Below are 26479 nucleotides of genomic sequence, written 5' to 3' on the forward strand. Positions count from 1 at the left end.
ATGAAAGAGTTGAATTATGTCCTCAAAAATATTAAAAATAAGGAGTTTTTACCGATTTATTTTTTCCATGGCGAAGAGCCTTATTTTATGGATGTTGCAGTGAAATCTTTTGAAAATGATGTTCTGGAAGAGGATGAAAAGGCTTTTAACCAAACAGTGGTTTACGGAAAAGATGCCACGTATGCAGAAGTTTTGGCTTTGGCGCGTCAGTTTCCGATGATGGGAGAAAAGCAGGTCATTATCCTGAAGGAAGCACAAGAAATTCGACTTACCGAGAAAGAATTGGACGCTTTGAAAGCGTATGTTGAAAATCCTGTTGAATCCACACTTCTCGTTATTGCCCATAAATACAAAAAAGTAGATTCCCGAAAAAGTTTTGCAAAAACACTCAGCAAAAACAAAATGCTTTTTTTAAGCGAAAAAATGAAAGACTGGGAAGTTCCGAAATGGATTGAAAACGAACTTTCTGTAATGGGAATAAAAGCAAAACCCAATATTCCTGTCGTACTTTCCGAATATTTGGGAACCGACCTTTCAAGGATTTCCAATGAACTCAACAAGCTTAAAATTATTCTGAAAGAGGGCGAGGTTTTAGACGAAAAACTCATAGAAACCCACATCGGAATCAGCAAAGATTTCAATGTATTTGAACTGATTAAAGCTTTAGGAAAAAAGGATGGCGAAAATGCGTTCCGGATTGCACATTATATTGGTAAAACGCCCAAAATAAATTCTTTTGTGATGATGATGGGAAATTTATACACCTTTTTTTCAAACTTGATTATTTTTCACACGATGCAAGGACGTTCTCAACAGGAAATGGCTTCTGCAATGGGTGTAATTCCATATTACGTTAAAGATTACGCCGAAGCATCAAGATTTTACAACCTGAAACATACCACAAGAATTATTTCAATACTTCGCGAAATAGATTTGAAAAACAAAGGTTTAGGAGCCGTCAACGTGGATGAAGGTGAACTGCTGAAGGAAATGGTTTTTAAAATTTTGAATGTTGATAAGACGAAAGTGAAAGTGTAATTGTAGTTAGGTTGGATGATGGAGGATGGATGTCGGATGCCCTGTAGAGAGGCCATTTATCAAGTTTCACGTTCATTTATAACAACAAAACGAGCAAAAGGTTTTTTTTGACTAGATAAGAATGACAAAAGTTGGCAAAATAGTTAATTTAATCAACTCTTGAATCCGTGAAATTCTTTGTAATCCGTGGGTAATCAAAACATCCGGCTTTCATCATCCAACATGCAACAATGTCATTGACAAAATTCATCACAAAAAAATTTCAGAACCCAAAATAAATTACGATTTTTGGGAATCAATAAAAATTTAAAAATAACAAAGAAATTCCTATGGAAAATGTTTTAGACTGTGTTATCGTTGGTTCCGGACCGTCCGGATTTACGGCTGCAATTTACGCTGCAAGAGCAGATTTGAAACCCGAATTATACACAGGACTCGAACCGGGAGGTCAGTTGACAACCACTACAGAAGTTGATAATTTTCCTGGATATCCTGATGGAGTTACAGGTCCTGCCATGATGATGGACTTACAAAAACAGGCCGAAAGATTCGAAACTAAAGTTCATTACGAAATGATTACGAAAGCCGAATTTTCGGGTGAAGTGGGTGGTGTTCATAAACTTTGGGCCGGAAATAAGGAAATCAATGCCAAATCTGTGATTATTTCTACAGGAGCAACGGCGAAATATCTTGGTCTTGATGACGAGAAAAAATACAGTGGAGGAGGAGTGTCTGCTTGTGCAACCTGCGACGGATTTTTCTACAAAGGAAAAGAAGTAATTGTTGTTGGAGGTGGAGACACCGCAGCTGAAGAGGCTACTTATTTAGCAAATTTGTGTACAAAAGTGACGATGTTGGTAAGAAAAGATGAGTTCCGTGCTTCAAAAGCAATGATTCACCGCGTTGAAAATACACCGAATATCGAAGTAAAATTCTTCCACGAATTAATTGGAATTGAAGGAGAAAATGGTTTGGTAGAACGCGCTGTAGTCATTAACAACCAAACTCAGGAAACGTCAAAAATTGATGTTCACGGAATTTTTATTGCCATTGGTCACAAACCAAATACAGATATTTTTAAGGAGCAAATAACTTTGGACGAAAACGGTTATATCAAAACTGTTCCGGGTTCTTCAAAAACAAATTTACCGGGCGTTTTTGCTGCGGGTGATGTTCAGGACCACATTTACAGACAGGCAATCACCGCTGCGGGAAGCGGATGTATGGCTGCAATGGATGCAGAAAGATATTTGGGAGAACTGAAGTAATTTAACATAATATACAGAGGGCCGAATATTTCGGCTCATTTTTTTTAATTTCAACCAATGAAACAATTGCTGTATGTTTTTTTTGGAGGCGGTTTGGGAAGTGTGCTGCGTTTTATGGTTTCCAATTATACCCAGAAACTTTGGAATTTCAACAGTTTTCCGATGGGAACTTTTTTGGTGAACATCATCGGATGTTTTCTGATTGGCATTTTCTCTGCTTATTTTATGAAATCCAACAGCGTTCTGAAGTTTTTATTGATTGCAGGATTCTGTGGCGGCTTCACAACATTCTCAACTTTTTCGGCTGAAAATATTTCTTTATGGCAATCCGGAAATTATTTGGTTCTTGGGCTGTACATTTTTGGAAGTTTAATGGTTGGAGCTTTGGCTGTTTATTTTGGTCTTGAATTGGGAAAATGATAAGAAAAATAAAAATATCGGATTCTCAGCGATTAGGAATTTTCAGAATTTTAATTCTGATTTTCTTTTTTATGAATTTGACTAGTTGTTCCAATGAAGTGAAAGAAACTTTAGTTGCCAATAATTCGACATGGGTTTTTTCTAAACAGGATTTTAATAATCCCGAAAGTTTATCGACAGCAAAACTGATGTTCAAAAATAACGGATACGTTTTTGAAACTGAAACAATTCTGTATTATCCGTATTCATATTTTTCAGGAACTTTAACCATCAATAATCAGGAATTTGAGGTTTTATCGATAAAAGATGATTTAATTGTTTTAAGGAATAAGAAATACGGAACCATTGCAAAACTGAGTAAAGTTAAAGATTAGTATTTTGTCCTATAATTTATATTATGTTAAATTGGATATTTCTTAGGAAAGTGATAAATCTAATGTTAATCGTTTCTCAAAGCATATTCTAAAACTTCACCTTTTTCCAGCTATCGCTTTAATAATCTCAGGTAAAGCCCCAACAATACGAACTGATTCTGTAATGGTCAGAATTCTCTTTCCAGTCGTTCTGATAAAAAATTAATCAGTTTGCCCAAAATTTTCTTTCAGAATAAATCTGAAATTTCGGCTTTCCAATGATATGGTTCTTGAAAAATTAAATCATATTCATTTTCCAAACCTGGATTTCCTTTGCAGTCTAAAGTCCACAGGAATTCATACCTTCTAGCGTTGAAACCGCTTAAAAAACCTTTTCATCAGAGGATTTTATGGTAAGATGATGAGAAATGATTGGCATTACAAATTCAGAATATCCATTTTATTTTTGCAGCGTAAAATTCCTTCTTTCGCTTTTTCAATTAAATTATTGTCGTATAGCGAAAGTGCATATTCCTTATATTTTTCGATCGCTTTTTGGTATTGCTTCGTGTCTTCGTACAGATAACCCCACTCTCTTGCAAGATTGGATTTGTTAACATCAGTGATGGTTTCAGCTGTTTTAAGAAGCTGTTCCAACTCATAATATCTTTTTTCTTCGGATAACAAATAAGCGTAATTCATGTACGTTGCGCCATATTCCGGAGTGAGTTCCAAAGCCTGTTTATAATGATTTTCGGCAACTCTTGCATTGCTTTCTTTGGTTTTATAAATCCATCCCAAATGGTTGTGTGCTTTTCCGTATTTTGGGTCGTCTTCAAGAATGCTGTTCAAAACGGCTTTTCCCTCTTCTATTAAATCCTGACCTATTAATTCGTCGGCTCTGTCGAATTCAGAGTCTAAATAATGTTCGTTCATATCATTTTGCTTTACTCAAATATAAAGATTTAAAACAAAAAAGTCTTCCGCATTGGAAGACTTTCTTTTCTATTTTTTAAGGCATTTTTCGAGGAATTGGTCTTCTTCCCACAAAACGTGCAAAATATTTTCTTTGGCAACATAACCATGCGCTTCTTTTGGTAAAAGTACCATTCTTACAGGTGCTCCCAAATTTTTCAAAGCCTGGAAATAACGTTCTGTCTGCAAGGTAAATGTTCCTGGATTGTTGTCCGCATCGCCATGAATCAGTAATAAAGGTGTCTTCATTTTATCAGCATTCATAAATGGTGACATTGTATTGTAAATTTCCGGAACGTCCCAATAATTTCTCTGTTCACTTTGGAAACCAAAAGGCGTCAAAGTTCTGTTATAAGCGCCACTTCTTGCAATTCCACATGCATAATCTTTGGAATGCGTTAAAAGATTTGCCGTCATAAATGCACCGTAAGAATGTCCTCCAACAGCAACTTTATTTCTGTCGATGTAACCTAATTTATCTACTGCATCAATTGCGGCTTTTCCGTTGGCAACCAATTGCGTGATGAAGGTATCATTCGGTTCGGTTTTTCCTTCTCCAATAATAGGAAACGCTGCGTCATCCAAAACTGCATAACCTTTTGTTACCCAATAAATAAAGGAACCATAGCTTGGGAATGTAAAATCGTTCGGATTCTGCGTATTTTGTCCCGCTGTATTTTTGTCTTTGTATTCGGTTGGATAAGCCCAAATCAGCAACGGAAGTTTTTCTTTATGATTTTTTCTGTCGTAATTGGCCGGCAAATAAAGCGTTCCGGTGAGTTCTACTCCATCGTTTCGTTTGTATTTAATGACTTCTTTATACACATCTTTGATGCTTTCAAAAGGATTCGCAAATGCTGTTACAGGAGAAGCTTTTCCGCTTTTAATATTTCTTACAAAATAATTTGGATACTGATTCGAACTTTGCTGAACCACCAAAACATCTCCTTTTTTGATGTCGATAATATCACTTAAATCTTCTTTAGAATTTTTCAGATTGGAAGTGTACAGCCTTTTCTTTTGCTGTGTTTTTAAATCAAGTTCATCAATAAAAGGCTTCTGTCCGTCTTTGGTGAAACCGTCTCCAACAAGATAGGCTTTTCCGTTTTCAACATCAATTACATTTTTTCCGTACTGATTTCTTGTTAGATTAAAATGACCGGGATCACTGTAAACATCCTGATAATTTCGGTCTTCAATAACTTTCGAGCTGTTATTTTTTAAATCAATTAAATATGATTTTTGATTTCTAGTATCATACCAGTTTTCAGAAACCACAGCATAATCATTGTTAGACCAGGTTACATCGCCATATCTTTGTTTTGTTTTGAAGAAAGTCTTCGGCGCATTATTGAAAGGCGCTTCCCACGTGAAAATTTCATCGCGGTAATCAGCTGATTTCGACTGGTCTCCTCCATCCAATGCTTCTGCATACACCAAAGTCGCAGGTTGATCATCTCTCCACGTCATGGAACGTTTTCCGGTTCTTACAGAAGAAAAACCTTTGGGCATAATTTCGTTCAGAGGAACTTCGTTAACCGTTTTCACAAGATTTCCATTCTTATCATACACATTCGCTGTCATCGGAAATCTGTTCAGCGGAACGATGTAGGAGTATGGTTTTTTGATGGTAGTGGTCATCAGATAATTTCCGTCCGGAGAAAAACTCAGTCCTGCGTAAATATCTTTGTCTTTGAATTTTGTTGAAGACCCATTAATATTAATTTTCTGAAGTTCTGCATTCGTTAAAGTTTCAAAATTAGCTTCATCCTGAGGATTTTTCAATAAATCCTGATACGTTCTGTTCTGGGAAACTTTTCCGTCCGATGTGGAAACAATCGGTCCGGTTGGTAAATCTTTTTTGCTGTCCAAAAGTGCAGGTCTGTTTGGAACCAATGTTTTTACCAAAAGATTTTCAGAATCTTTAAACCAAGTATAAGGAGTTCCCAAATTCGCATTAAGATTTGCACCCGAAATTTTCTTTGCTGTAGCTGTTGCCAAATCTAAAACCCAAAGCTCTACTCCATTGCTAACCGTGTTCGTGAAGGCTATCTTTTTTTCATCGGGTGAAAAATTAATATTTGTAATTTTTGGATTGGCAGGAAGGCCTTTAACCTGAACTTCAGTTTTGTCATTTATTTTTCTGATTTTCAGATTGTTGATATAAGTCGTTGTGCTCGAAATATTGGTAACCGGATTTACTCTCAACCCAGCCAGTTTCATTTCATCCTGATTCAAATCGTCCAAAGATTTATAAGTATCTCGGTAAGAAAAAATAAGCCATTCTTTTTTACTGTCCATAAAAACAGAAGGTGCTCTCTGGAAATCTGCAAGCTGAAGAATTTCCGCAGATGGTTTTTGGTACATAATATTTTCCTGTGCATTTCCAAAATTCAGGAAGGCAAGCAGACAAATGGTTAATCTGATTTTCATATTTATTTTTTTTGAATTTTGACGAATTTACTGATTTTAAAACAAAAAGCAGCAACAAAATGTTACTGCTTCTATACTTATTCTGAAATTAAATTTACCAGCCGTCGTTCTTTTTATACGTCATTCCGTCCACCGAAAATTTTCCGGGACCGGTGATTAGAAGGATAATAAAGCCTGCCAAAAATAAAAGTGCGTGTTCCATTTCACCAAAACCATCTTTCAGGTGAACACCAAATGCTGCAACGAGCATCACAATGATTGGTGGAATTAAAGAAACTCTTGTAAAAAGCCCTAAAATAAGAAAAATAGCACAGAAAAATTCTGCAAAAACAACAAGACCCAAAGAAAATTCTGGGCTTAAACCCAAGAAACTCATGAATTCGATTTTTTCGCCCGAAAAAAGCATCGTTAATTTTGGAAGTCCATGTGTAATAAGCGCAACACCTAAAAATACACGGAAAATTAATAAACCAACATCCAATAAAGTCTGGTTGTATTCGATGGAATTTATCTTCACTTTTTCAATATTTTATTCAAATCTAACGAAAAAAATTAAAAATTATTCCTCGTAAAGGGGATTTTCAGCTAATTAACAACTACTTATCCTTATCTGTAACCGAAATTCTTAAGGTCGCGGTCGTTTTTACGCCAGTCTTTTTTCACTTTTACGAAAAGATTAAGGTGAATTTTCTTGGCAAAAAACTTCTCCAGGTCTACTCTAGCTTCAGTTCCTACTTTTTTGATGGCTTCACCTTTGTGACCAATGATAATGCCTTTCTGTGTATCCCTTTCAACGTAAATAATAGAATCGATGAAAATTATTCCTTCTTTTTCTTTGAACTGTTCCGTCACGACTTCTACCGAATAAGGAATTTCTTTATCGTAGTTCAGAAGGATTTTTTCACGGATGGTTTCGTTGACAAAGAAACGTTCAGGTTTGTCTGTATATTGGTCTTTATCGTAATACGGCGGATTTTCCGGAAGTAAAGATTTCAGTTTTGGTAGAATAATATCTGTATTAAAACCATTCAACGCAGAAATCGGAAGAATTTCTGCTTTAGGAATTCTTTCATGCCAAAATTCCATTGTTTTTTCCAACGCTTCCTGGTTGGAAAGGTCTATTTTATTCACCAAAATAAGAACGGGAACCGGAATTTTATTCAGTTTTTCAACCAAGAAAGCATTCGGTTCTGTTTTGTCTGAAACATCTACAATAAAAAGAAAAACATCGGCATCCTGAAGAGAATCCTTCACAAATTCCATCATTTTTTCCTGAAGTCCATATTTCGGGTCCAAAACTCCGGGCGTGTCCGAAAAAACAATCTGTAAATCGTCTTCATTATAAATTCCGAAAATACGGTGACGCGTTGTTTGCGCTTTCTGCGTAACAATAGCCAACTTCTCTCCCATTAACTGGTTAAGAAGCGTTGATTTTCCTGCGTTGGGTTTTCCTACGATATTTACAAATCCTGCTCTGTGATTATTCAAAGTTCAAAGTTTAAAGTTGAAAGTTTTGCAAAGTTAAGGAAATGTAATTTGGAGACCTACTTTTGTGGATATATTTAATAATTTAGTTGAAAATAATAGCATGAAAAACGGTTGGAAATTATTATTTCTTTTAACTATTGTTTTAATGAGCTGTTCTTCCAATAATAACTTGAAGAACGGAGATTTTGTCTCAAAAATAGATAGTTTGGATATTTCTTACTCAATAAAAGGCAAAGGTCCTGTAATGTTTGTGGGACATCCCAATTCCGGTAAAATTGGGTATGAATTAACGCTTCAACCACTGGAAAAGCATTTTACAGCGGTCTATTATAATCCGAGAGGAACGGGAAACAGTGAAGCTCCAAAAAATATTTTTGATTATCGCCCTGAAAAAAATGTTGAGGAAATTGAATTGTTGCGAAAGAAAATTGGTGTTGAAAAAATATGGCTTTTCGGCCATTCCGACCAAAGTGGGATTGCTTTAGAATATGCACTAAAATATCCTAAAAATACGGAAGGACTCATTCTTACAGGCACCAGTTTTGTGGGTGACATTGAAGAAAGTATCGCAAGAAGAAAAGTAAGTGAGCAAAAAAGAATGGCTGAATCTGCTTGGTTTTCACAAATTATCAAAGATTGGGATTATATGATTGAGCATAAAACTACTGTTGGCAAAAATGGTCGCGATTTATCCGAAGCTCCGATGAAATGGTGGATGTACGATGAAGAAAGTTATAGAAAAGTGCTTCCATTTATTCTGAAAATTTCTGAAGCGGGGCGAAGAAAACCTGTGAATGGAAATTTCTATACTGAAACTCCTGAAGAGCGTGAAAAGTATTTAAAAATCCAGAAAAGATTTAATGAAATAAAAGCGAAAACATTCATCATCAATGGAAAATATGATACGAACAATCCTCCGGAATTTGCTGAAAAATTGCATCAAAATTTACCCAATTCTGAAATTGTAATTGTTGATAAATCCGGTCATTTCCCTTGGATTGAAAGTAGTTCCGTTTTCTTTGAAGCTTTAGATAATTGGTTGAAGAAAAATTAATTTTTCCTCACCACCGGCAATATTTCATTTCGGTTCAACCCAAAACGCTTAATTTCTGCATCCGAAAATTCCTGAGAGTAGAAATTGGCTTCTACTTCAAAATCAACGCTTTTCAGGCGGTCGAAATAATCCATTCCATACCAACGAACGTGATCGTATTGTCCGAAATGTTTTTGTCGTTCTTTTGGGTCTTTAATCGTGAAATCTTCGTACGTTTTTTCCAAAGAATTCTTCAGAGGAACCTGCAAAATTCCCCAACCTCCTTTTTTCATCACACGATACAGTTCGCGCATTGCTTTTCTGTCGTCTTCAATGTGTTCCAGAACGTGGTTGCAGATAACGATGTCAAAACTTTCATCCTCAAAAGGCAAATCCAGAATGTCCGCTTTTACATCTACAATCGGAGAAAATAAATCGGCGGAAGTATAATCGAGGTTATTCATTTTTTTGAAACGTCTCAAAAATTCCTGCTCCGGTGCGATATGAAGCACTTTGTAATTTTTGGTGAAAAAATCGGTTTCAATCTGAAGATATAACCACATTTGACGGTGGCGCTCCAAACTTAAAGTTCCCGGAGAAAGCGCATTTTCACGCTGTTTTCCGTAACCGTAAGGCAAAAATTTCCGATAAGATTTTCCGTTGATAGGGTCATAGAATTGATTTCCTTTAAAATACATATCAATTAAAGGACGCGCTGCAATGCTCAGATTTATCAGCAAAGGACGGGGAATTTTGTTGAGAATGGTTTTTACAAATCCCATTAAAAATCCAAAGTAAAAGGTTTTTCTTCGTCACTTACAATTCCCAAAGCTTCGTAAATATATTTGTAGGTAGAAAGCAAAACCGGTTTTCCGTTGATAATACACACATCGTGTTCGAAATGTGCGGAAGGCGTATTGTCTTTAGAAGTAACTGTCCAACCATCGGAATGGAAAATTACTTCGTGAGTTCCCAGGTTAATCATCGGTTCGATGGCTAAAGCAATTCCGTCTTTCAGGACTTTTCCGCTGCCTTTTCTGCCATAATTGGGAACTTGTGGGTCTTCGTGCATTTTTCTTCCCAAACCGTGTCCAACAAGCTCGCGAACAACGCCGTAACCATGTTTTTCACAATAATTTTGGATGGCGTAAGAAATATCTCCTACTCTTTTTCCTCGAACACACTGCTCGATACCTTTGTACAAAGATTCTTTGGTAACCTGCAATAGTTTTTTGGTTTCAGGAGCTACTTCTCCAACCTCGAAAGAATAAGCGTGGTCGCCATAAAATCCATTCATGTAAACGCCGCAATCTACGGAAAGAATATCGCCTTCTACCAAAGGTTTGTCATTAGGAATCCCATGAACAACTTCTGAATTTGGAGAAATACACAAGTTTTTCGGGAAACCGTACATTCCTAAAAAAGCAGGTTCTCCTCCATTGTCGCGGATAAATTCAGCGGCTATTTTATCGAGGTGATTGGTGGTAACACCAGGCTTTATTTCTTTCGCAACGATTCCTAAAGTTTTAGAAACAAGTTGAGCGCTTTCACGCATTAAACGGAGCTCGTCTACTGATTTTAATTGAATCATGCTGCAAAGATAAAAAATCTTACAGAAAATTTTCTGCAGGATGGTTATCTATTGATATTTTTTGTTAATAAGCTGCTTTGAAATCACCATTTACATTAATAATCTGATCCTTAATATTAATCATTTGACCCTCAAATGTTCCTTCCAGTTTACCACCTCCGGATTTTGTAATTTTTAGTGTAAAATTATTGTTTTCTTCAGCACCGGCAACAAATCCCAAAGATGGATTGGAGGCATCAACATAAACCAAAGTGCCGGGAAATACAAGATCTTCAAGCTGCGAAGGTGTAAATGTGCCGACAGCAATTCCTTCAGGAAGGGAAATTTGGAATGAGGAAACAGTGGTTCCACTTTCTACTTTGTTTCCCACAATCATAACGTATCCTTGCATATTAACGCAGGTACTAGTAGTAGTTTCTGATCGAAAATTTTTTGATAAAGCCCCCGTGATATTGGCATTTACCATTGCTTGTCCCGCGTTTACAGAGTTTCCTGCGGTATCATCGTCGTTGTTGCAGGAAGTTAATCCCACCAAAAGACATCCTAAAAAGAAGTAGAAAAATGTTTTTAAAGTTTTCATAGTATAAAATTTTTAAGTTTGTTTACCAAAGATATTTTCCACCTGAAAACTTTTTATACCCTCAATTGGGTATTTTTACCAAAAAAGTCCTTTTTTCTTTTCTTTTTTTAATTTTGAATACGCTAAAACTTCTCCTCCTTCTACTCTGAACTCGATTTTTTCGTTGATGATATTGTAGATTTCTCCCCAACCCGGGAAACCACCCAAATTTCTATCATCAATAAACAAATCTGCATCAATTTTTCTTGAAGCTTCGGCAGAATCGAAAACTTCGCCTTCAAAACTGGAGTTTACAGCATAGAATTCAACGCCGTTTTTTCTGCAAAATTCTACGGCTTCATCCAAAGTTTTGCCATGTCTGTAAGTCCACAAAATCAAACGGTAACCTTCACTCTGCAATTTTTTTAATGTTTCAAAAACAAAAGTTTTGGGTTTTCCAATTCCGGGATATGCGTCATCTACAATAGTTCCGTCAAAATCTATGGCTAGTTTTTTATTACTTTTCATAACTGTCCTTAAAAAAAATTGTGTTTCCGGCAAAGATACCAAAAAAAAGGGTGATTGATAAAACCAACCACCCTTAAAAATATTAAATAAAATTAGGATTTAACCCATTTGAACTGATATTGCAGATCCGGAGTTGCAATTCTGTCCGTAATTTTTTGAAGTCTTCCCGGAAGTTTCATCAAATATTCCTGAGCTTTTTCTGCTTTTTCGTTAAGACCATTAATCTGATCGATTTTCCAGTCGTCCAGAAGTCCTTTCAAAATATCAATATAATCCTGTCCTGTATAAACCATTGCTCTTTGTGCGGCATCGGAAAAATGTCCCCAAAGTTCACCGGCTTTTTGTCCGGATTCTCGCATCATGTGTGCAGGCATCACGATTTTTTTGCGCATCATATCTTCGAAAGCAAGCATCATTTCTGATGGATCGATTTCGAAAATTTTCGTTACAAAATGTTTGTAAGCTTTCGCATGTCGTGCTTCATCAGCAGCAATTACGCCACACATTTTCGAAAGTTTTTTATTTCCTGTTGTTTTCGAAAGTGAAGCCACTCTTCTATGCGAAATATTCGTTGCAGTTTCCTGAAAACTCGTGTACACAAAGTTTCTGTAAGGATCCATTGAAGTTCCCAAATCAAAACCATCCTGAATTAAATATTGTGTGGTGACCTCTACTTCGCGCATATTTACTCTTCCACACAGATAAAGATATTTGTTGAGTAAATCGCCATGTCGGTTTTCTTCTGCTGTCCAGCTTCTAACCCACTTCGACCAACCATCTCGGTTTTCCTGATCTACTCCATCAATATCCATAATCCAAGATTCATAACTTGGAAGTGCTTCTTCGGTAATACAATCCCCAATTAAGGTTACAAACAGCTCATAATCCATTTCCTGAGCATAGGTCTGGAGTTCTTCTACATCGTATTTAAAATTTTCTGAAGAAGGATCTGGTAAAAAATCGGTTGGCTGCCAAATTTTTTCTACCGGCGTTAAATAGGAAGAGATAAAATTCTCCACCTGATCTGCCATGCTTCTCATTACTTCCTTTCTTACAAGTTTATCGTACATCTTTCAATTTTTACGGGATAAAGGTAAGTTAAATATTATTTACAGCATAATTTACATGTAAAATGAAAACAGCTGAAGAACAAAAGTTCCTCAGCCGAAAAAAAAAAATTGAAAAAAATTACTTCTGCATTTATTACCTTCTCATGCTTGTTATCTTGGATGTGTTTTAGAATCTGTTTTACAAAGGTGCAAGTATTATAATAAATGTAAAATACGCACAACTGCGTATTTTTGCTATACTTTTTAAATTGTCTAAAAAAAATACGCCAGAAGGCGTATTACTAATAAAGAGTATTGAAAAAAATGGTCTATCAGTTTATACCCAGTTCTTCTTGTAGGCCAAATTTATAATCTGGCTACGGGAATTGAGGTGGAGTTTTTTATAAATATTATTTACGTGTGTTCTAACTGTGTTTGGGCTAATAAAAAGATTTTCAGCAATGGTATGATGCGAATTTCCTTTTACAATTTCACGTAAAATTTCCATTTCCCGATCGCTTAACTGTACGTCTAAAGCTTCTGCTCCATTTTTTGTAACTTCGGGTTTTGGAGCTTCACTGAGTAATTTCATTGCTCTTCTTGCAATGGCAGGACTCATAGGAATTCCATTGAATTCTACTACGTTCGTAATCGCTTCAACAATATTAATGGCTTTATCTTCTTTAAGCAAATAACCGCTTGCTCCTGCTTTTATTGCCTCAAAAATTTTATCGTTGTCCTCAAAAATCGTGAGAACGATAAATTTTATTTTTGGATGTTTTACTGATGCTAACGAAATGGTAGAAATACCATCCAAAACGGGCATCTCCAAATCCATTAATACGACATCCGGTAATTCTTCCTGCTTACAGTTGGCCAGTTCTTCAAAAAAATCTTCACCATTATCTGCCTCAACTGTTATGGCGAAATCTGCATAAGGCTTCAGTTTTTCCCGGATTGTCTTCCGGTTCATTGTGTTGTCATCAACAATTCCCAACTTTACCATTTCTGTGTTTTTATACAAAATTAAAGCAATAAGATTAACATTATCCTACGTAAATCAACGTAATTATTTTTCTTGCAGCTGTATAGATGTACCGGTGATGTCGGTATTGATATGCAAATCAAAATTCAACTCTTCAGCTCTTACCTTCATGTTTTTTAAGCCGTAACCAAAATGCTTTTCAGATACATCAAAACCCTTCCCGTTATCTCTAATTTCAAGTTTAATTTTATTTTTTGAATTGAACTTAACCGTAATTTTATCCGCTCCCGAATGTTTTACAGCATTTTGCAGGGCTTCCTGAACAATTCTGAACAGGGATAATAATTTAGTGGACTCGAACATTTTATTCGGATCATCAATCTCCTCAATCAGTTCATAACTGATATGTGGATATGGAATAAGATATTTGTGTATATAATTCCTGAAACTGTCTATATAAGTAGAAACCGGAGATTCTTTTGTTCCTAAAACCCAAATTGTTTGGCGGAGTAAACTCATAATATATTCCGCATCTTCACGGATTTCGAATAACTGGTTTACATCCTTCTGATCATCCGGACGAATATTGTCCACTTTCGCAATTAAACTTGTTGTATAAGCCCCAATATTATCGTGAAGATCTCTTGAAATCCTTTTACGCTCTGCCTCAAGTTCCGACTGAATCCTGATTTCTTCAAATTTTTTCTTGATTTTATTCTGACTCATTTCGTAAAAAAACAATGCTGCTACACCAAAAGTAAGAAGCAACGAAAGCAAGAAGAACCACCATTTTTTATAAAAAATATCATCAACTTTTACGGTAATGGTTTCTGCCAAAAGTTTTTCGTAACCATCAGAATTGATTGTTTTAAAATTGATTTTATATTTCCCCTGATCCAAATGCTGGAACTGAAGTACTTGCGGATCCTCAAATTTTTCCCAGTCTCCATTGTTTACCTTGTAGTATAGTGCAGATGATGTAAGTAATTGTTTATCAACAGAATCAAAATAAAAATTGATATACTTGTTTTCGTGTGGCAAAACAATTTTTTCCCAGTCTGTAATTTCGTTTCCATCTGATGAAATCGACAGAATTTTAGGCATTTCCGGGTTTTGTTTTGGATGAATTTTATCCAAATCAATAGTTGAAAACTGAGATTTCGAGACAATAGCAATTTTATTGAGTTCTTTTACATAAATACTGCTTAAAGTAATATCTCTTTCTGCTCCCAAAAAATTTAATGAACCTAAAGGAATTAGCTTTTTGCCAATTTTCTTCATGATCATTCTATCACTCACTACCCAGATAAAACCGTTTTTGCCACGGAAAATATTCTTTACCATATTTCCTGTAAAACCATTGGAGCTGTTATAATTGGTAACAACTTTCCCATTTAATAAACCTGAAACCTGATTTTTGGATCCTACCCAAATGGTATCATCATCCGAAAATACATTGGCTACGTAATTACTTTTAAGCCCATTGTTTTTATTGTGAAAAGTTTTAATATTCAGGTTTTTATCGGTAGTGAACAAACCGTTTTCATAAGAAATAGCGGCAAATCCATCTTTCATTCGAAAGAAATTTTCGATGGTTAAAAAAGGATAATCGTTGGCAATTTGTCCTCGTGGATATTGCTGAATTCCACCACCGTATGTTGTAAAATATATCTTTCCCTGATTTTCGAAAATTTTTGAAACTCCGAATGTAAAAACGGTAGATTCCAACAATTTCAGTTCAAAATTTTTAATGCTGTATTTGCTGATATTGCTGAAAGTTCCAACATAAAGTATATCCCCTTTTACTAAAAAAGACAATGCATCGTTGCTGAGTTTTATTTTTTTGATGAACTTCCGGTCATCCAAAATTTTGAGATATCCATCTGCCAGAATATAATATATCCCATTTTCATATTGTAAACTTCTTACAGAAGAATTTTCAAGTTTAAAAGTTTTCCTGCTGTTAAAATTTCTAATGACGGATGCCCCTCCTCCTAAAGTAGTAAAAATTAAATCTTTGGATGGTGTTTGGTACACTCCGGAAAGCAGGTTGCTTCCTAAACCTTCATTTTCGGTGATCGTGTCTCTAACCTTACCATTTTCCTTTACTAAAATACCAAGACCATATATTGGTTCGTAGGTATTTTTTCCGATACCATAAACCTTATTTTTAAAAATTTTATCTGTTGCAACATTTATTTTTTTGCCATTTTCCATTAAGAAAAATGTTAAAGAACCATTTGAATTTTTACTGTAAGAAAGCGTTTTTAAATTCTTGATATCATATCGGTTAATGGTTTGTATTTTACCATTCTCTCCAATGACGATCAAGTAATTTGGGTTAATATCCGAATTGCAAAGTTTTACAGAGTTTTTAATGGGATAATTATATTTTCTGATGATTTTATTAAGACGTGTATCAAAATAAAAAAGACCTTTCTCTGAAAAATAAAGCAGCAAACCCTGTTTATGGTCAGAAGCCATCTGGTTAACATAATTTCCGGGCATTCCACTATCCGCATCTAAAACATGCCATTTTTTGTCGTGATATTTGGCAAGACCTTTATCACTTGCAGCCCACATAAAATTATCCTGATCACGAACAATCCCAAAAATATAATTACTTACTAAACCTTCGTCTTCTGTAATATTTTCAACTTCGTTATTGGCCTGTCCAAAAAGATAATTGATAGAAAAAAGCAGAAAAAAACACATCCTAAAATGAAGGATGCTGTTTTTTACACTAAAAAAAATAGCCAACACAATAAAATAATTATCAGTTGGCTAAATTTAATAAAAATTTTTCAATGAACTTTGGCTAACTCACTAATATATCTCCTGTCATAATTTCGGGGATTGGTAAGTCCATTACTTTTAGAATTGATGGAGCTACATCGCCCAGTTTACCAGGCTTAAGATTCCAGTTTCGTTCTTTATCCATCACAATTAATGGAACCAGGTTGGTAGAATGCTGCGTATTTGGTGATCCATCAGGATTTCTCATTACATCCGAATTTCCGTGGTCTGCAAGAATGAAAACCGTATAACCATGCTCATAACCTGCTGTTGCAACTTTTTCAATACATTTATCAACAGTTTCAGCAGCTTTTACAGCGGCTTCAAAAACGCCGGTATGACCAACCATATCTGTATTTGCGAAATTGAGACAGATAAAATCAGCAGTTTCGTTTTCTATTTCTGGAAGAATTTTTTCTGTAATATCGTAAGCGGACATTTCAGGTTTGAAATCGTAAGTAGGAACATCTTTCGGACTTGGACAAAGGATTCTTCTTTCTCCTAAAAATTCTGCTTCTCTACCTCCTGAAAAGAAGAACGTTACGTGTGGATATTTTTCTGTTTCTGCAACGCGGATTTGCGTTTTACCGTTTCTTTCCAAAATTTCACCAATGGTTTCGGTTAAAACTTCTTCGTCAAAAACAACTTTCACATTCTTGAAATCTTTATCGTAGTTCGTCATGGTAACATAATAAAGATTAAGATGTTTCATACCAAAATCTGGAAAATCCTGTTGCGAAAGAGCTTCTGTGATTTCTCTACCTCTGTCCGTTCGGAAATTAAAGCAGAAAACAACATCGTTGTCCTCAATTTTTGCGATTGGAAGGTTGCTTTCACCAATGCAAACCATTGGCTTTAGAAATTCGTCTGTTATTTGGTTTTCATAAGATTTTTGGATGCTTGCAACAACGTCTCTTGTTTCTTCGCCAATTCCTTTTACCATTACATCATAAGCCAATTTTACACGCTCCCATCTTTTATCACGATCCATTGCGTAATATCTGCCTGTAACGGAAGCTAACTTTCCAGTAGTCGCTTTCATATGGTTTAAAACATCCTCAATAAAACCTTTTCCGGAATGCGGATCGCAGTCTCTACCATCTGTAAAAGCATGTACAAAAACATGATTATCCAAACCAAATTCATGTGCTGCAGTTAGAAGACCTTTCAGGTGATTAATATGAGAGTGAACACCTCCATCAGAAACCAAACCAATAAAATGAACTTTTTTATTGTTGATTTTGGCGTATTCAAAAGCTTGAGTAATAACGTTTTCCTTTCCTAAAGTGGCATTATCAACTGCCATATTCAGTTTTACAAGATTTTGATACACTACTCTTCCTGCTCCCAAATTCATGTGGCCAACTTCAGAATTTCCCATTTGCCCGAAAGGAAGTCCTACCGCAATTCCGCTGGCTTCCAGTGTTGTATGAGGAAATTTTTCGTAACAAGAATCAATAAAAGGTGTATTCGCCTGATCAATTGCGGATATATTTGGATCTGTACCCAAACCCCAACCATCAAGTATTGCAAGTATCGCTTTTTTAGCCATTTTACGTTTTTTAGTTTTAACATACAAATTTACTGAATTCCTTATTGATAATAGTATCTGAAAGCAGGAAATTATCTGTAATTAATTTTAAATGATTATTTTTGATTATGGATTTGAGAGACCAATTGAAAAACCTTTTTCCTGACCATGAAGAGCAGGATTTTGAAATGCCGCAAGAAAAATTTGAGCAGAAAGAACCTTTAATCTGTAAATTCGAAAAGAAAGGCAGAAACGGTAAACCGGTAACGCTCATCGAAGGCTTTGAAGGCAGTGACGAAGAACTGAAGAATATTTCCAAAAAAATTAAAACAACTTTAGGAATTGGTGGATCAGAAAAAGATGGAGTCATTGTTATTCAAGGTGATAAACGCGATAAAATCATGAAAATACTGCATGAAATGGGCTACAAAACAAAACGCGTTGGAGGATAAATCATTGTGATTAATTTTCCCAATCCGTAAAAACTTTATATCTTTAAATCCCTCAATTTTTGGGGGATTTTCAATTTAAAAAAGTCAAAACTATGTTAAATAAACTGGCAGCTTCCGAATTGGTTCTTAATGAGGATGGAAGCGTTTATCACCTCAATCTTCTTCCCGAAGATATTGCTGAAAAAATTATCCTTGTTGGTGACCCTGATCGAGTTCCGAAGGTTTCCAAATATTTCGACAAGATAGAAATCAAGAAAAATAAAAGAGAATTTTATACGCATACAGGAACTTTGCGCGGAGAAAGAATTACCGTAATGTCTTCCGGAATTGGTACGGAAAACATTGATATTGTGATGAATGAACTGGATGCTTTGGTGAATATCGATTTAAAAAAGAAAGAGTTTAAAAGCGAACATCAATCGCTTCAACTTTTCCGTTTGGGAACCTGTGGAAGCGTAAATCCGGATGTGGAAGTGGACAATATGCTTGTTACACAAAACGTAGTTGGTTTGGATGGGCTTCTGCATTTTTACTCTGATTATCAGTTTGAAAATGAATTCTCTAAAAATTTCCTTGAAAAATTCCCGTATCAAAATATCAAGCCAATGCTTTATTTCTCGGATTGGGCAGAAGATATTGCAGATTATTATAAGGATGCGAAATACCACGGAAATACAGCAACTTTCCCGGGCTTTTATGCTCCACAAGGTAGACAGTTGCGTTTGAAAGCTTTGGATGATCAATTTCTTGAAACTTTAAATGATTTGGGTGTTACCAATTTCGAAATGGAAACATCTGCAATTTATGGCTTAGCAAAATTATTAGGACATAAAGCCTTAACAGTAAACTGCGTTATCGCCAACAGAAGGCGTGGAGAATTTTCTGCTGATCATCATACTTCTGAAAAAAATATGATCGAATGGGTTTTGGATAGAATTATCAAATAAGAGTCATTTCATCATAAAAACAAAAGCCCGGCAAATTTGCCGGGCTTTTGACTGATTTTTTGTTATATAAAGTTATTCATTTGTGTTTTTAAAGGACTTTGTTGAGCATAACCAAGAGTTATAGAAGAATATGATGAGAAAAATAAATTTTCATTTTAGCTAACTAACGTTCACTTAAACATAATAAAAAATTATTTTCGCTTCCAACAGTTAGTTAGGTGATCATTGATCATCCCTGTAGCTTGCATATGTGCGTAAACAACTGTGGATCCCATAAATTTAAATCCTCTCATTTTCAAATCTTTAGCTAACCGGTCTGAGATTTCGGTGGTAGCAGGAACATCCTTCAAACTTTCGTGGTGGTTAATGATTGGTGTTCCTTCAACAAATTCCCAAATATACTTCGAGAAGCTTCCAAACTCTTTTTGTACTTCCATAAATCGTTTTGCATTGTTGATGGTGGCCACAATTTTCATTCTGTTTCGGATGATTCCGCGATTTTGCATAAGCTCTTCCACTTTATCATCAGAATAGGTTGAAATTTTTCTATAATCAAAATTGTCGAATGCTTTTTTGAAGTTTTCACGTTTACTTAAAATCGTGTACCAGCTTAACCCTGCCTGAAAGCTTTCGAGGATAAGAAACTCAAAAATAGTTTCGTCATCATAAACCGGAGTTCCCCACTCTTCATCATGATATTTTCTGTATAAATCGTCTTTCTCGCACCATCCGCAACGTATTTTTTCCATGATTTCAGAATTTAAATTCCAAATTTACATAATTCCCATTTCATAGCCCATTTAACATAATGTTAACTTTTTTTAGTCCAAAAATTGCATAATTTTATTCAACAACAAATCACAAAATATTAATTTAAATTTTTAAAATCATGGACAATCAGGATTACAACAAAGCAGAAAATGCTGTTGACAAAGTACAGTGGAAAGCTAATGAATATGCAGAAAGAGCCAAAGATTATATTCGCGAACAGCGTGAAAATAATGCAGAACCTACTGCTGAAGGTTGGCTGGAAAGAGCAAAAGCAAACGTTTCGGATGCTTGGGAAGATACTAAAGATGCTGTTTCTGATGCCTGGGAAAAAACAAAAGACTGGTCAGAAGATGCTTGGGACAACACAAAAGATGCCGCGAATAATGCATTAGATGCTGCAAAAGATGCAGGTGAAGATGTAAAATCTGAATGGAATAAACAAACCAACTAATCAATTTTGATATAGTGAAAGAGAGCTGAATTTTTTGGCTCTTTTTTTTTGATTTAATTTCTTAATTCAAATAAACGCCAATTGGCTATTATTTTAGAATATCATTTTTTATTAGTGTTTAATTTTTTTTAGTTTATATTAAAAATAGATGAACTATTAAATTTTTGTTAAATAATAGAAAAATTATTGAGAAAAATAAAATTTGCACACTTTTTGCCATGATCAAAATGTATATACCAAATACATCTATCAAATTAAATTTTTCATTACAAATCCGTTCATCTGTTTGAACGGATTTTTTGCGTTTAAAGCGATTTTATTTCTTCAATAAATTTTTGCGTAATATCGCCTTGTGTATTCCAGGAGGTGATGATTCGGATTGCAGAATTCTCTTCATCAATTTTTTTCCAAACATAGAAATCGAAACTTTTTGATAGCTTTTCTATTTGAGAATTATTCAGAATTGGAAAAATTTGATTGGTGGTGGTTTCCGAAAGTAATTTGCAGCCGATTTCTTCGAAAGTTTTTTTGAGTTTCATTGCCTGTTCGTTAGCATGTAAAGCCAATTCAAAATACAGATTATCTTTTAGTAATTCTAAAAACTGGATCCCAAGAAGTCTTCCTTTTGCTAACATTGCTCCTCTTTGTTTGATATGAAAACCAAATTCTTCCTGCAGATTTTTGTTGTTAATCACAATAGCTTCACCAATTAATGCTCCGTTTTTTGTTCCTCCTAAATAAAAAGCGTCAGTCAGTTTTGCAATATCTTCAAGGGTTACATCATTGTTTTCGGCAGTTAAAGCATGTCCGAGTCTCGCTCCATCCATGAAAAAATATAGATTTTTTTCCTTGCAGAATTTTGAAAGTTCCTCAAGTTCTTCTTTTTTATAAATAGTTCCTATCTCTGTAGAATTTGATATATAAACCATTTTCTGCTTCAACTGATGTGGAACATTCGTATGATTGTCCAAAACCTGCTGAATATGGTTAGGAGTAAGTTTCCCATCTTCAGTAACCACTCCATGAACTTTATGTCCTGTAGCTTCAATCGCACCACTTTCATTGGTAAAAATATGTCCGGTTTCTGCGGAAATAACACTTTCATGTGGTCTTAGCAAAGCAGAAATCACAATGAGATTCGCCTGAGTTCCTCCTGAAACAAAATATACTTTTGAATCGGTATTTTTGATTTTTTGCTGAATAAGTTTTTCAGCTTCCAAGCAGTAATCATCTAATCCATAACCGTTTTGCTGTTCAAAATTGGTTTTAGTTAAAGCTTCCAGGATTCTTGGATGACAACCCTCAGAATAATCATTTTTAAAGGAATATTTCATACCGTAAAATTAAAGAAACAATTCATTTTTTTTACAATGAATACTTCTATATATTTGTTAAAAACTCAAACAAATTTTCATGGACAAATTTTCAGACCGAGTAAAAAGACTCAGTTACTCCCAAACTTTCGTAATGAGCAACAAAGTAAGGGAAATGAAAGCTTCTGGTATTGATGTAATTAGCTTAACACTTGGAGAACCGGATTTTGATGTTCCCGACAATATAAAACAGGCCGCTTTTGATGCGATTAATCAAAATTACAGCCACTACTCTCCTGTTCCCGGTTTCCTGGATCTTCGACAAGCAGTTGCCAACAAACTTAAAAGAGATAACGGATTAGATTATAAACCAACACAAATTTGTGTTTCCAACGGTGCGAAACAGTCTATCATTAATATTTTAGCGTCATTGGTGAATGATGGTGACGAAGTAATTCTGCCGGTTCCATATTGGGTAAGTTATGATGAAATGGTGAAAATGATGGGCGGAAATTCTGTCTTCATTAAGACTTCTTACGTAAACGATTTTAAAATCACCGCAGAACAGCTTCACGAAGCGATAACGCCGAAAACAAAAGTTTTGCTTTACAGTTCGCCTTGTAATCCTTCCGGAAGTTATTATACCTATGATGAGTTGAAATCCATTGCTGCAGTCATTGCAAAAAATCCGCACGTTACGGTAATTTCCGATGAAATTTATGAGTTTATCAATTACGAAACTTCGCACAAATCTTTGGCGATGTTTCCCGAAGTGTATGAGCAAGTTGCAGTTGTAAACGGAATGTCGAAAGCTTACGCAATGACAGGTTGGAGAATTGGTTATTCTGCCTGTCCGGAATGGTTGGCAAAAGCCTGTGATAAAATTCAGGGACAAATGACGAGTGGTCCAAATACCGTTGCACAACGCGCTGCAATTACTGCTTTAAATACAGACCCGAGTGAATACCGTTATATGATTGACGAATTCAAGAAGAGGCGAGATATTGTGTATGATTTAATGAAAGAAATCAGAGGTTTTAAAGTTTTACTTCCTAAATCTGCTTTCTACTTTTATCCTGATATTTCATATTATGTTGGAAAAATTGTGAACGGAACTCATATTAATGATTCAGATGACTTTGCCATGTTCCTTTTAGATAATGCACATGTTGGTTCTGTTGGAGGTGTTTCTTTTGGCAGTCCGGAATGTATAAGGTTTTCTTACGCCGCTTCGGAAGAAGAACTTCGGGAAGCGATGAAACGAATTAAGGAATGTCTTGATAACGCTGAAGTTGTTTAAAAATTCAAGTCCAGTTTTTCCGGACTTTTTCGTGGTTCAACATTATAAAATTTGTGAATCGTTAAAATCAAGTTAATAGATATTATAAATTAATTTTAATTTTTTAATAGACGAATCTTACGTAAATTTGCGTTAGAAAATTAATTTAAAAACAAAAATATTATGTCTTTAGTAGGAAGAAAGTTCCCTAACGTAACAATCGATGCGATGAGCGAAATGGGAGACGATTTGAGAATCAATGTTTATGAAGAAGCAGTAAACAACCAACAAAAAGTATTGTTGTTTTGGTATCCAAAAGATTTCACTTTTGTTTGCCCAACTGAACTTCATGCTTTTCAGGAAGCTTTAGGAGAATTTGAAAAAAGAAATACAAAAGTAATTGGCGCTTCTTGCGATACCAACGAAGTACACTTTGCATGGCTAAATACTGCAAAAGATAACGGAGGAATTGAAGGTGTTACCTACCCAATTCTTGCAGATACACACAGACAATTGGCTAATCTTTTAGGAATTGTAGACCAGGATTTCGAATATGATGAGGAAGGAAACGAATCTTTCACAGGTTCGAACGTAACTTACAGAGCAACTTATTTGGTTGACGAAACAGGTAAAATTTTCCACGAAGCGGTAAACGATATGCCTTTAGGTAGAAACGTTAAAGAATTCTTAAGATTAATTGATGCTTATTCTCACGTGCAAAAACACGGTGAAGTTTGTCCTGCAAATTGGGAAGAAGGTAAAGATGCCATGAACGCAGACAGAAAATCTACAGCGGAATATTTAGCGAAACACTAATAAAATTCAGGGTTTTGAGTTCTGAGTTTTGAGTTAATAACTTCTTCAGAATTTGAACCTTAAACTATTAAACTCTAAACTGATTATGTATACAGAATTAGCAGAAGATACGCTGCAGCAAATTGTGGCGGAAAATGAAAAAGTAGTAGTTCAATACGGCGCGTCTTGGTGCGGGAACTGCAGGATTATGAAGCCTAAATTCAAAAAACTGGCTTCAGAAAACGAAGATATTCCGTTCTACTACGTAGATGCAGAAAAACTTCCTGAAAGCAGAAAATTAGCAACAGTAGATAATTTACCTACGTTTGCGATTTTCAAAAACGGCGAACTTGTGAATCAGGTTCAGAGCAATCAGGCTGAAAGTTTGAACAATTTATTTAATGAATTGAAATAACAACCCAAAGCCTTCCAGCAATGGAAGGCTTATTTTTTAAATTTTAAAAAGATGAAAATCCCAATTATAAGACAGTTTTATCAAACTCAAACTCCCGAAAATCTGGAAAAAACTTTGGAAGTTCTAGAATCTTTTTCGGAATTCAGAGGAACTACCGATGAAGATATGAATGTTGTAGGTGAAATGATTACTGATATTTGCGGAGCTTTGGAAGTTCACAACAACGTAAAAAACGGTATGGCTGAAAAAGATGCGCTGAATGCATTTGCGCAGAAAGTTTTAGGCAGCATCGACAAGGCCTAAACTTTATTTTATAAAAAAATAAAAGCGGGAAACATTTCCCGCTTTTTTTATGGAAAGATTATTTATGCTTTCCTTTTCCTTTATTTTTGTACTTTTTGTACTGCTTATTACCCTGGCTTTTTCCATCTTCCCAACGGTCGTCATCATTCCATCTTCTGTCATTGTTGTAATAACCGTTTCTTTTCTTAACCTGTCCAGGAGCGTAATCTTTGGCGCTTCCACCATAAACCTTTTTCGCCTGTCCCGGAGGAAGATTTCTTTGGTTTTGTCCGTAAACCGGATAGTTTCCACCTCTTTGTAGAATTCCCGGCCTTCCGTAAACATCACCGGTACGAACTACTCTACCGTTTTGGTAAACATTTCCGTTTCTGTCTCTGTACACATCATTTCTTCCGTAAACAGTTCCATCCGGAGCTCTGTACACTGTACCGTTCTTGGTTGGGTAACTTCCGTTTGGATAACGGTTACCGTAATAAGGATCTGCAGAACCACAAGCAACCATCACCAATCCTAGTGAAGCTACTGTAAGTATTTTAAATAGATTTTTCGTTTTACACTATAATTTAAAAGATTAACGTCAAACTTTCAATCTTAGTGCCAAACTTTAATATTTAAATTTAAAAAAATCAATTTCCGACTAGTTTACTCCTTCTTTCCATGAGGGTTACATTACGCCAAATACCGTTCATTTGCCCAATTTTTTCACGATTTCCAACAATTCTGAATCCCAGTTTTTGATGAAGCGCAATACTTCCCTGATTTTCTGGAAAAATTCCGGCCTGCAAAGTCCAAAAACCATGGTCCTCGCTATCCAAAATTAATTTTCTGAGCAATAATGTTCCCAAACCTTTTCCCTGAACTTCGTTATCCAGATAAATGCTTTCTTCGGCAACACCTTTATAACAGTCTCTTGCACTAATTGGTTGTAACGCAGCCCAACCTACAATTTTTTCGTTTTCATCTTCCAAAACCCAGCGGCAAACTTTATGAAACTTAGTATCCCAAACTTCCCATGTTGGAACGGCATTGTCGAAAGTTGCGTTTCCGCCTTCCAAGCCCTGCTTAAAAATTTCTAAAACTCTTGCTCCATCCTGGGGAAGCATTTCGCGCATTTCGTAGTTCATAATTTTTTTTGTTTGAGTCGCTTGAAGATGTTTGATTTGATATTGTTGAAACTAAATTCGGTGAGATTTTCTGGGAAATTTTCGGTGGTGTCTGGAAAAGCTCGTTTGTGAGTTTTCGAAAGAAATCACGCTGATATTTCCGTCCACTTCCAGCATGGCTAAACGAACGTCTGTAATTTTTTCAACGCCGTGTTCACGAACAGCTTCTTCCAATTCTGCATGAGAAATATCTTCGGATTTCATATTTTCTTTATTTACAATGCCGTCGCGAATTAAAACTTTCGGCTCCGATTCCAAAAAATGTCGGATCTGTTTGTTTTTGAACAAAAATTTCTTCAGGACAAAATTGGCCAAAAACAGAACCAAAGCAGCAACTAAACCGCCTTCAAGAGAAGTATCCGAACCTACCATTGCGTTTTGAACGGCATTCGAAATCAGTAAAAGCAAAATTACATCGCCTGCATTTAATTGGGAAAGCTCGTTTTTTCCAAACAAACGAATAGCGAAAATCATGAAAAGGTAAACGCATAAAGAACGCAGGACAACATCGAGAAGTGAATTCATTTTATAAAATTAAAGAAA

The 26479-nt window shown here is 35.4% G+C and carries 29 protein-coding genes; 12 read left to right on the top strand and 17 right to left on the bottom strand.

The genetic code is table 11. The annotated features are described in order from the left end of the window. From holA to Q0252_RS05600, 4 genes are all read left to right on the top strand, one after another. Nucleotides 1–1038, top strand: a complete 1038-nt coding sequence (holA, locus tag Q0252_RS05585; RefSeq protein ID WP_297984545.1) for a DNA polymerase III subunit delta — start codon at nucleotides 1–3, stop codon at nucleotides 1036–1038. A gap of 329 nt (nucleotides 1039–1367) precedes the next feature. Next, nucleotides 1368–2306 carry a thioredoxin-disulfide reductase gene (gene trxB / locus Q0252_RS05590; protein WP_297984546.1) on the top strand — a complete coding sequence of 313 codons (939 nt, stop codon included), beginning with the start codon at nucleotides 1368–1370 and terminating at the stop codon, nucleotides 2304–2306. Nucleotides 2307–2363: 57 nt separating this feature from the next. Next, nucleotides 2364–2726, top strand: a complete 363-nt coding sequence (crcB, locus tag Q0252_RS05595; RefSeq protein ID WP_297984547.1) for a fluoride efflux transporter CrcB — start codon at nucleotides 2364–2366, stop codon at nucleotides 2724–2726. A 71-nt stretch (nucleotides 2727–2797) separates the two neighbouring features. Beyond that, the gene (locus Q0252_RS05600) at nucleotides 2798–3100 is read left to right on the top strand and encodes a hypothetical protein (protein ID WP_297984548.1); all 303 of its coding nucleotides are present in this window, start codon (nucleotides 2798–2800) and stop codon (nucleotides 3098–3100) included. A 417-nt stretch (nucleotides 3101–3517) separates the two neighbouring features. Here the strand turns inward: Q0252_RS05600 and Q0252_RS05605 are convergent, their stop codons facing one another. From Q0252_RS05605 to era, 4 genes are all read right to left on the bottom strand, one after another. Next, complete coding sequence (locus Q0252_RS05605; RefSeq protein WP_297984549.1) at nucleotides 3518–4015, bottom strand: hypothetical protein; 498 nt, start codon at nucleotides 4013–4015, stop codon at nucleotides 3518–3520. A gap of 69 nt (nucleotides 4016–4084) precedes the next feature. Then, the gene (locus Q0252_RS05610; protein WP_297984550.1) at nucleotides 4085–6487 is read right to left on the bottom strand and encodes a prolyl oligopeptidase family serine peptidase; all 2403 of its coding nucleotides are present in this window, start codon (nucleotides 6485–6487) and stop codon (nucleotides 4085–4087) included. Between the two features lie 94 nt (nucleotides 6488–6581). Then, nucleotides 6582–7004 (bottom strand): DoxX family protein, encoded by a 423-nt coding sequence (locus tag Q0252_RS05615; protein WP_297984551.1) that lies wholly within the window; start codon nucleotides 7002–7004, stop codon nucleotides 6582–6584. An 89-nt stretch (nucleotides 7005–7093) separates the two neighbouring features. Beyond that, a complete protein-coding gene (gene era, locus Q0252_RS05620; RefSeq protein ID WP_297984552.1) occupies nucleotides 7094–7975 on the bottom strand; it encodes a GTPase Era in 882 nt (293 codons plus the stop codon). Nucleotides 7976–8075: 100 nt separating this feature from the next. On the opposite strand from era, the gene Q0252_RS05625 reads away from it, so the two are divergent. Further along, the gene (locus Q0252_RS05625; protein WP_297984553.1) at nucleotides 8076–9029 is read left to right on the top strand and encodes an alpha/beta hydrolase; all 954 of its coding nucleotides are present in this window, start codon (nucleotides 8076–8078) and stop codon (nucleotides 9027–9029) included. On the opposite strand, the gene Q0252_RS05630 is transcribed toward Q0252_RS05625, so the two are convergent. The 8 genes from Q0252_RS05630 to gpmI form a co-directional block, all read right to left on the bottom strand. After that, the gene (locus Q0252_RS05630; RefSeq protein ID WP_297984554.1) at nucleotides 9026–9790 is read right to left on the bottom strand and encodes a class I SAM-dependent methyltransferase; all 765 of its coding nucleotides are present in this window, start codon (nucleotides 9788–9790) and stop codon (nucleotides 9026–9028) included. The two genes, Q0252_RS05625 and Q0252_RS05630, sit on opposite strands and share 4 nt — an antisense overlap. Further along, nucleotides 9790–10599 (bottom strand): type I methionyl aminopeptidase, encoded by an 810-nt coding sequence (map, locus tag Q0252_RS05635; RefSeq protein WP_297984555.1) that lies wholly within the window; start codon nucleotides 10597–10599, stop codon nucleotides 9790–9792. The genes Q0252_RS05630 and map overlap by 1 nt, the downstream gene beginning before the upstream one ends. A 64-nt stretch (nucleotides 10600–10663) precedes the next feature. Next, complete coding sequence (locus tag Q0252_RS05640; protein WP_297984556.1) at nucleotides 10664–11179, bottom strand: hypothetical protein; 516 nt, start codon at nucleotides 11177–11179, stop codon at nucleotides 10664–10666. A gap of 75 nt (nucleotides 11180–11254) precedes the next feature. Continuing rightward, entirely contained in the window at nucleotides 11255–11686 is a 432-nt protein-coding gene (locus Q0252_RS05645; RefSeq protein ID WP_297984557.1) for a BT0820 family HAD-type phosphatase, read from the bottom strand. A gap of 92 nt (nucleotides 11687–11778) precedes the next feature. Next, on the bottom strand, nucleotides 11779–12756 hold the full coding sequence (locus Q0252_RS05650) for an acyl-ACP desaturase (RefSeq protein WP_297984558.1): 978 nt from the start codon (nucleotides 12754–12756) through the stop codon (nucleotides 11779–11781). Between the two features lie 316 nt (nucleotides 12757–13072). Continuing rightward, nucleotides 13073–13741, bottom strand: coding sequence for a response regulator transcription factor (locus tag Q0252_RS05655; protein WP_297984559.1), 669 nt, complete (start codon nucleotides 13739–13741; stop codon nucleotides 13073–13075). A gap of 63 nt (nucleotides 13742–13804) precedes the next feature. Then, nucleotides 13805–16435 carry an ATP-binding protein gene (locus Q0252_RS05660; RefSeq protein ID WP_297984560.1) on the bottom strand — a complete coding sequence of 877 codons (2631 nt, stop codon included), beginning with the start codon at nucleotides 16433–16435 and terminating at the stop codon, nucleotides 13805–13807. A 103-nt stretch (nucleotides 16436–16538) separates the two neighbouring features. After that, nucleotides 16539–18068, bottom strand: coding sequence for a 2,3-bisphosphoglycerate-independent phosphoglycerate mutase (gene gpmI / locus Q0252_RS05665; protein WP_297984561.1), 1530 nt, complete (start codon nucleotides 18066–18068; stop codon nucleotides 16539–16541). A gap of 107 nt (nucleotides 18069–18175) precedes the next feature. Here gpmI and Q0252_RS05670 point away from each other — a divergent pair, with 107 nt between their 5' ends. Together Q0252_RS05670 and Q0252_RS05675 are read left to right on the top strand one after the other, a co-directional pair. Continuing rightward, complete coding sequence (locus Q0252_RS05670) at nucleotides 18176–18499, top strand: translation initiation factor (RefSeq protein WP_297984562.1); 324 nt, start codon at nucleotides 18176–18178, stop codon at nucleotides 18497–18499. A gap of 92 nt (nucleotides 18500–18591) precedes the next feature. After that, complete coding sequence (locus Q0252_RS05675) at nucleotides 18592–19446, top strand: nucleoside phosphorylase (RefSeq protein WP_297984563.1); 855 nt, start codon at nucleotides 18592–18594, stop codon at nucleotides 19444–19446. A gap of 191 nt (nucleotides 19447–19637) precedes the next feature. On the opposite strand, the gene Q0252_RS05680 is transcribed toward Q0252_RS05675, so the two are convergent. Then, nucleotides 19638–20195, bottom strand: coding sequence for a DNA-3-methyladenine glycosylase I (locus Q0252_RS05680; protein ID WP_297984564.1), 558 nt, complete (start codon nucleotides 20193–20195; stop codon nucleotides 19638–19640). Nucleotides 20196–20335: 140 nt separating this feature from the next. Between Q0252_RS05680 and Q0252_RS05685 the strand changes: the two genes are divergently transcribed. After that, nucleotides 20336–20668, top strand: a complete 333-nt coding sequence (locus Q0252_RS05685) for a hypothetical protein (protein WP_297984565.1) — start codon at nucleotides 20336–20338, stop codon at nucleotides 20666–20668. Between the two features lie 305 nt (nucleotides 20669–20973). Here Q0252_RS05685 and Q0252_RS05690 read toward each other — a convergent pair whose 3' ends face one another. Further along, nucleotides 20974–22002, bottom strand: a complete 1029-nt coding sequence (locus Q0252_RS05690) for an aminotransferase class I/II-fold pyridoxal phosphate-dependent enzyme (RefSeq protein WP_297984566.1) — start codon at nucleotides 22000–22002, stop codon at nucleotides 20974–20976. Nucleotides 22003–22081: 79 nt separating this feature from the next. Here Q0252_RS05690 and Q0252_RS05695 point away from each other — a divergent pair, with 79 nt between their 5' ends. The 4 genes from Q0252_RS05695 (at nucleotide 22082) to Q0252_RS05710 (ending at nucleotide 24773) form a co-directional block, all read left to right on the top strand. After that, a complete protein-coding gene (locus tag Q0252_RS05695; protein ID WP_297984567.1) occupies nucleotides 22082–23281 on the top strand; it encodes a pyridoxal phosphate-dependent aminotransferase in 1200 nt (399 codons plus the stop codon). 162 nt (nucleotides 23282–23443) lie between these two features. Next, the gene (locus tag Q0252_RS05700) at nucleotides 23444–24076 is read left to right on the top strand and encodes a peroxiredoxin (protein ID WP_297984568.1); all 633 of its coding nucleotides are present in this window, start codon (nucleotides 23444–23446) and stop codon (nucleotides 24074–24076) included. 85 nt (nucleotides 24077–24161) lie between these two features. Beyond that, on the top strand, nucleotides 24162–24470 hold the full coding sequence (locus Q0252_RS05705; RefSeq protein ID WP_297984569.1) for a co-chaperone YbbN: 309 nt from the start codon (nucleotides 24162–24164) through the stop codon (nucleotides 24468–24470). 51 nt (nucleotides 24471–24521) lie between these two features. Beyond that, complete coding sequence (locus Q0252_RS05710) at nucleotides 24522–24773, top strand: hypothetical protein (protein WP_297984570.1); 252 nt, start codon at nucleotides 24522–24524, stop codon at nucleotides 24771–24773. Between the two features lie 58 nt (nucleotides 24774–24831). On the opposite strand, the gene Q0252_RS05715 is transcribed toward Q0252_RS05710, so the two are convergent. The 3 genes from Q0252_RS05715 to Q0252_RS05725 form a co-directional block, all read right to left on the bottom strand. Next, complete coding sequence (locus Q0252_RS05715) at nucleotides 24832–25275, bottom strand: hypothetical protein (protein WP_297984571.1); 444 nt, start codon at nucleotides 25273–25275, stop codon at nucleotides 24832–24834. A gap of 124 nt (nucleotides 25276–25399) precedes the next feature. Then, complete coding sequence (locus Q0252_RS05720) at nucleotides 25400–25897, bottom strand: GNAT family N-acetyltransferase (RefSeq protein WP_297984572.1); 498 nt, start codon at nucleotides 25895–25897, stop codon at nucleotides 25400–25402. Nucleotides 25898–25948: 51 nt separating this feature from the next. Next, on the bottom strand, nucleotides 25949–26461 hold the full coding sequence (locus tag Q0252_RS05725) for a DUF421 domain-containing protein (RefSeq protein ID WP_297984573.1): 513 nt from the start codon (nucleotides 26459–26461) through the stop codon (nucleotides 25949–25951). Nucleotides 26462–26479: the final 18 nt, after the last annotated feature.

The sequence above is a fragment of the uncultured Chryseobacterium sp. genome (assembly GCF_936933875.1).
Lineage (GTDB): Bacteria > Bacteroidota > Bacteroidia > Flavobacteriales > Weeksellaceae > CAKZIK01.

Bases quoted from the DNA above. Each gene is read 5' to 3' on its own strand.
- Q0252_RS05725 (WP_297984573.1), bottom strand. From the start codon at position 26,461: ATGAATTCACTTCTCGATGTTGTCCTGCGTTCTTTATGCGTTTACCTT.
- Q0252_RS05715 (WP_297984571.1), bottom strand. From the start codon at position 25,275: ATGGTTGCTTGTGGTTCTGCAGATCCTTATTACGGTAACCGTTATCCA.
- crcB (WP_297984547.1), top strand. From the start codon at position 2,364: ATGAAACAATTGCTGTATGTTTTTTTTGGAGGCGGTTTGGGAAGTGTG.
- Q0252_RS05655 (WP_297984559.1), bottom strand. From the start codon at position 13,741: ATGGTAAAGTTGGGAATTGTTGATGACAACACAATGAACCGGAAGACA.
- Q0252_RS05600 (WP_297984548.1), top strand. From the start codon at position 2,798: ATGAATTTGACTAGTTGTTCCAATGAAGTGAAAGAAACTTTAGTTGCC.
- Q0252_RS05695 (WP_297984567.1), top strand. From the start codon at position 22,082: ATGGACAAATTTTCAGACCGAGTAAAAAGACTCAGTTACTCCCAAACT.
- Q0252_RS05605 (WP_297984549.1), bottom strand. From the start codon at position 4,015: ATGAACGAACATTATTTAGACTCTGAATTCGACAGAGCCGACGAATTA.
- Q0252_RS05680 (WP_297984564.1), bottom strand. From the start codon at position 20,195: ATGGAAAAAATACGTTGCGGATGGTGCGAGAAAGACGATTTATACAGA.
- gpmI (WP_297984561.1), bottom strand. From the start codon at position 18,068: ATGGCTAAAAAAGCGATACTTGCAATACTTGATGGTTGGGGTTTGGGT.
- Q0252_RS05675 (WP_297984563.1), top strand. From the start codon at position 18,592: ATGTTAAATAAACTGGCAGCTTCCGAATTGGTTCTTAATGAGGATGGA.
- Q0252_RS05690 (WP_297984566.1), bottom strand. From the start codon at position 22,002: ATGAAATATTCCTTTAAAAATGATTATTCTGAGGGTTGTCATCCAAGA.
- map (WP_297984555.1), bottom strand. From the start codon at position 10,599: ATGATTCAATTAAAATCAGTAGACGAGCTCCGTTTAATGCGTGAAAGC.
- Q0252_RS05630 (WP_297984554.1), bottom strand. From the start codon at position 9,790: ATGGGATTTGTAAAAACCATTCTCAACAAAATTCCCCGTCCTTTGCTG.
- Q0252_RS05625 (WP_297984553.1), top strand. From the start codon at position 8,076: ATGAAAAACGGTTGGAAATTATTATTTCTTTTAACTATTGTTTTAATG.
- Q0252_RS05660 (WP_297984560.1), bottom strand. From the start codon at position 16,435: ATGTGTTTTTTTCTGCTTTTTTCTATCAATTATCTTTTTGGACAGGCC.
- Q0252_RS05710 (WP_297984570.1), top strand. From the start codon at position 24,522: ATGAAAATCCCAATTATAAGACAGTTTTATCAAACTCAAACTCCCGAA.
- Q0252_RS05670 (WP_297984562.1), top strand. From the start codon at position 18,176: ATGGATTTGAGAGACCAATTGAAAAACCTTTTTCCTGACCATGAAGAG.
- Q0252_RS05705 (WP_297984569.1), top strand. From the start codon at position 24,162: ATGTATACAGAATTAGCAGAAGATACGCTGCAGCAAATTGTGGCGGAA.
- Q0252_RS05610 (WP_297984550.1), bottom strand. From the start codon at position 6,487: ATGAAAATCAGATTAACCATTTGTCTGCTTGCCTTCCTGAATTTTGGA.
- trxB (WP_297984546.1), top strand. From the start codon at position 1,368: ATGGAAAATGTTTTAGACTGTGTTATCGTTGGTTCCGGACCGTCCGGA.
- Q0252_RS05720 (WP_297984572.1), bottom strand. From the start codon at position 25,897: ATGAACTACGAAATGCGCGAAATGCTTCCCCAGGATGGAGCAAGAGTT.
- Q0252_RS05650 (WP_297984558.1), bottom strand. From the start codon at position 12,756: ATGTACGATAAACTTGTAAGAAAGGAAGTAATGAGAAGCATGGCAGAT.
- Q0252_RS05700 (WP_297984568.1), top strand. From the start codon at position 23,444: ATGTCTTTAGTAGGAAGAAAGTTCCCTAACGTAACAATCGATGCGATG.
- holA (WP_297984545.1), top strand. From the start codon at position 1: ATGAAAGAGTTGAATTATGTCCTCAAAAATATTAAAAATAAGGAGTTT.
- Q0252_RS05645 (WP_297984557.1), bottom strand. From the start codon at position 11,686: ATGAAAAGTAATAAAAAACTAGCCATAGATTTTGACGGAACTATTGTA.
- Q0252_RS05640 (WP_297984556.1), bottom strand. From the start codon at position 11,179: ATGAAAACTTTAAAAACATTTTTCTACTTCTTTTTAGGATGTCTTTTG.
- Q0252_RS05685 (WP_297984565.1), top strand. From the start codon at position 20,336: ATGGACAATCAGGATTACAACAAAGCAGAAAATGCTGTTGACAAAGTA.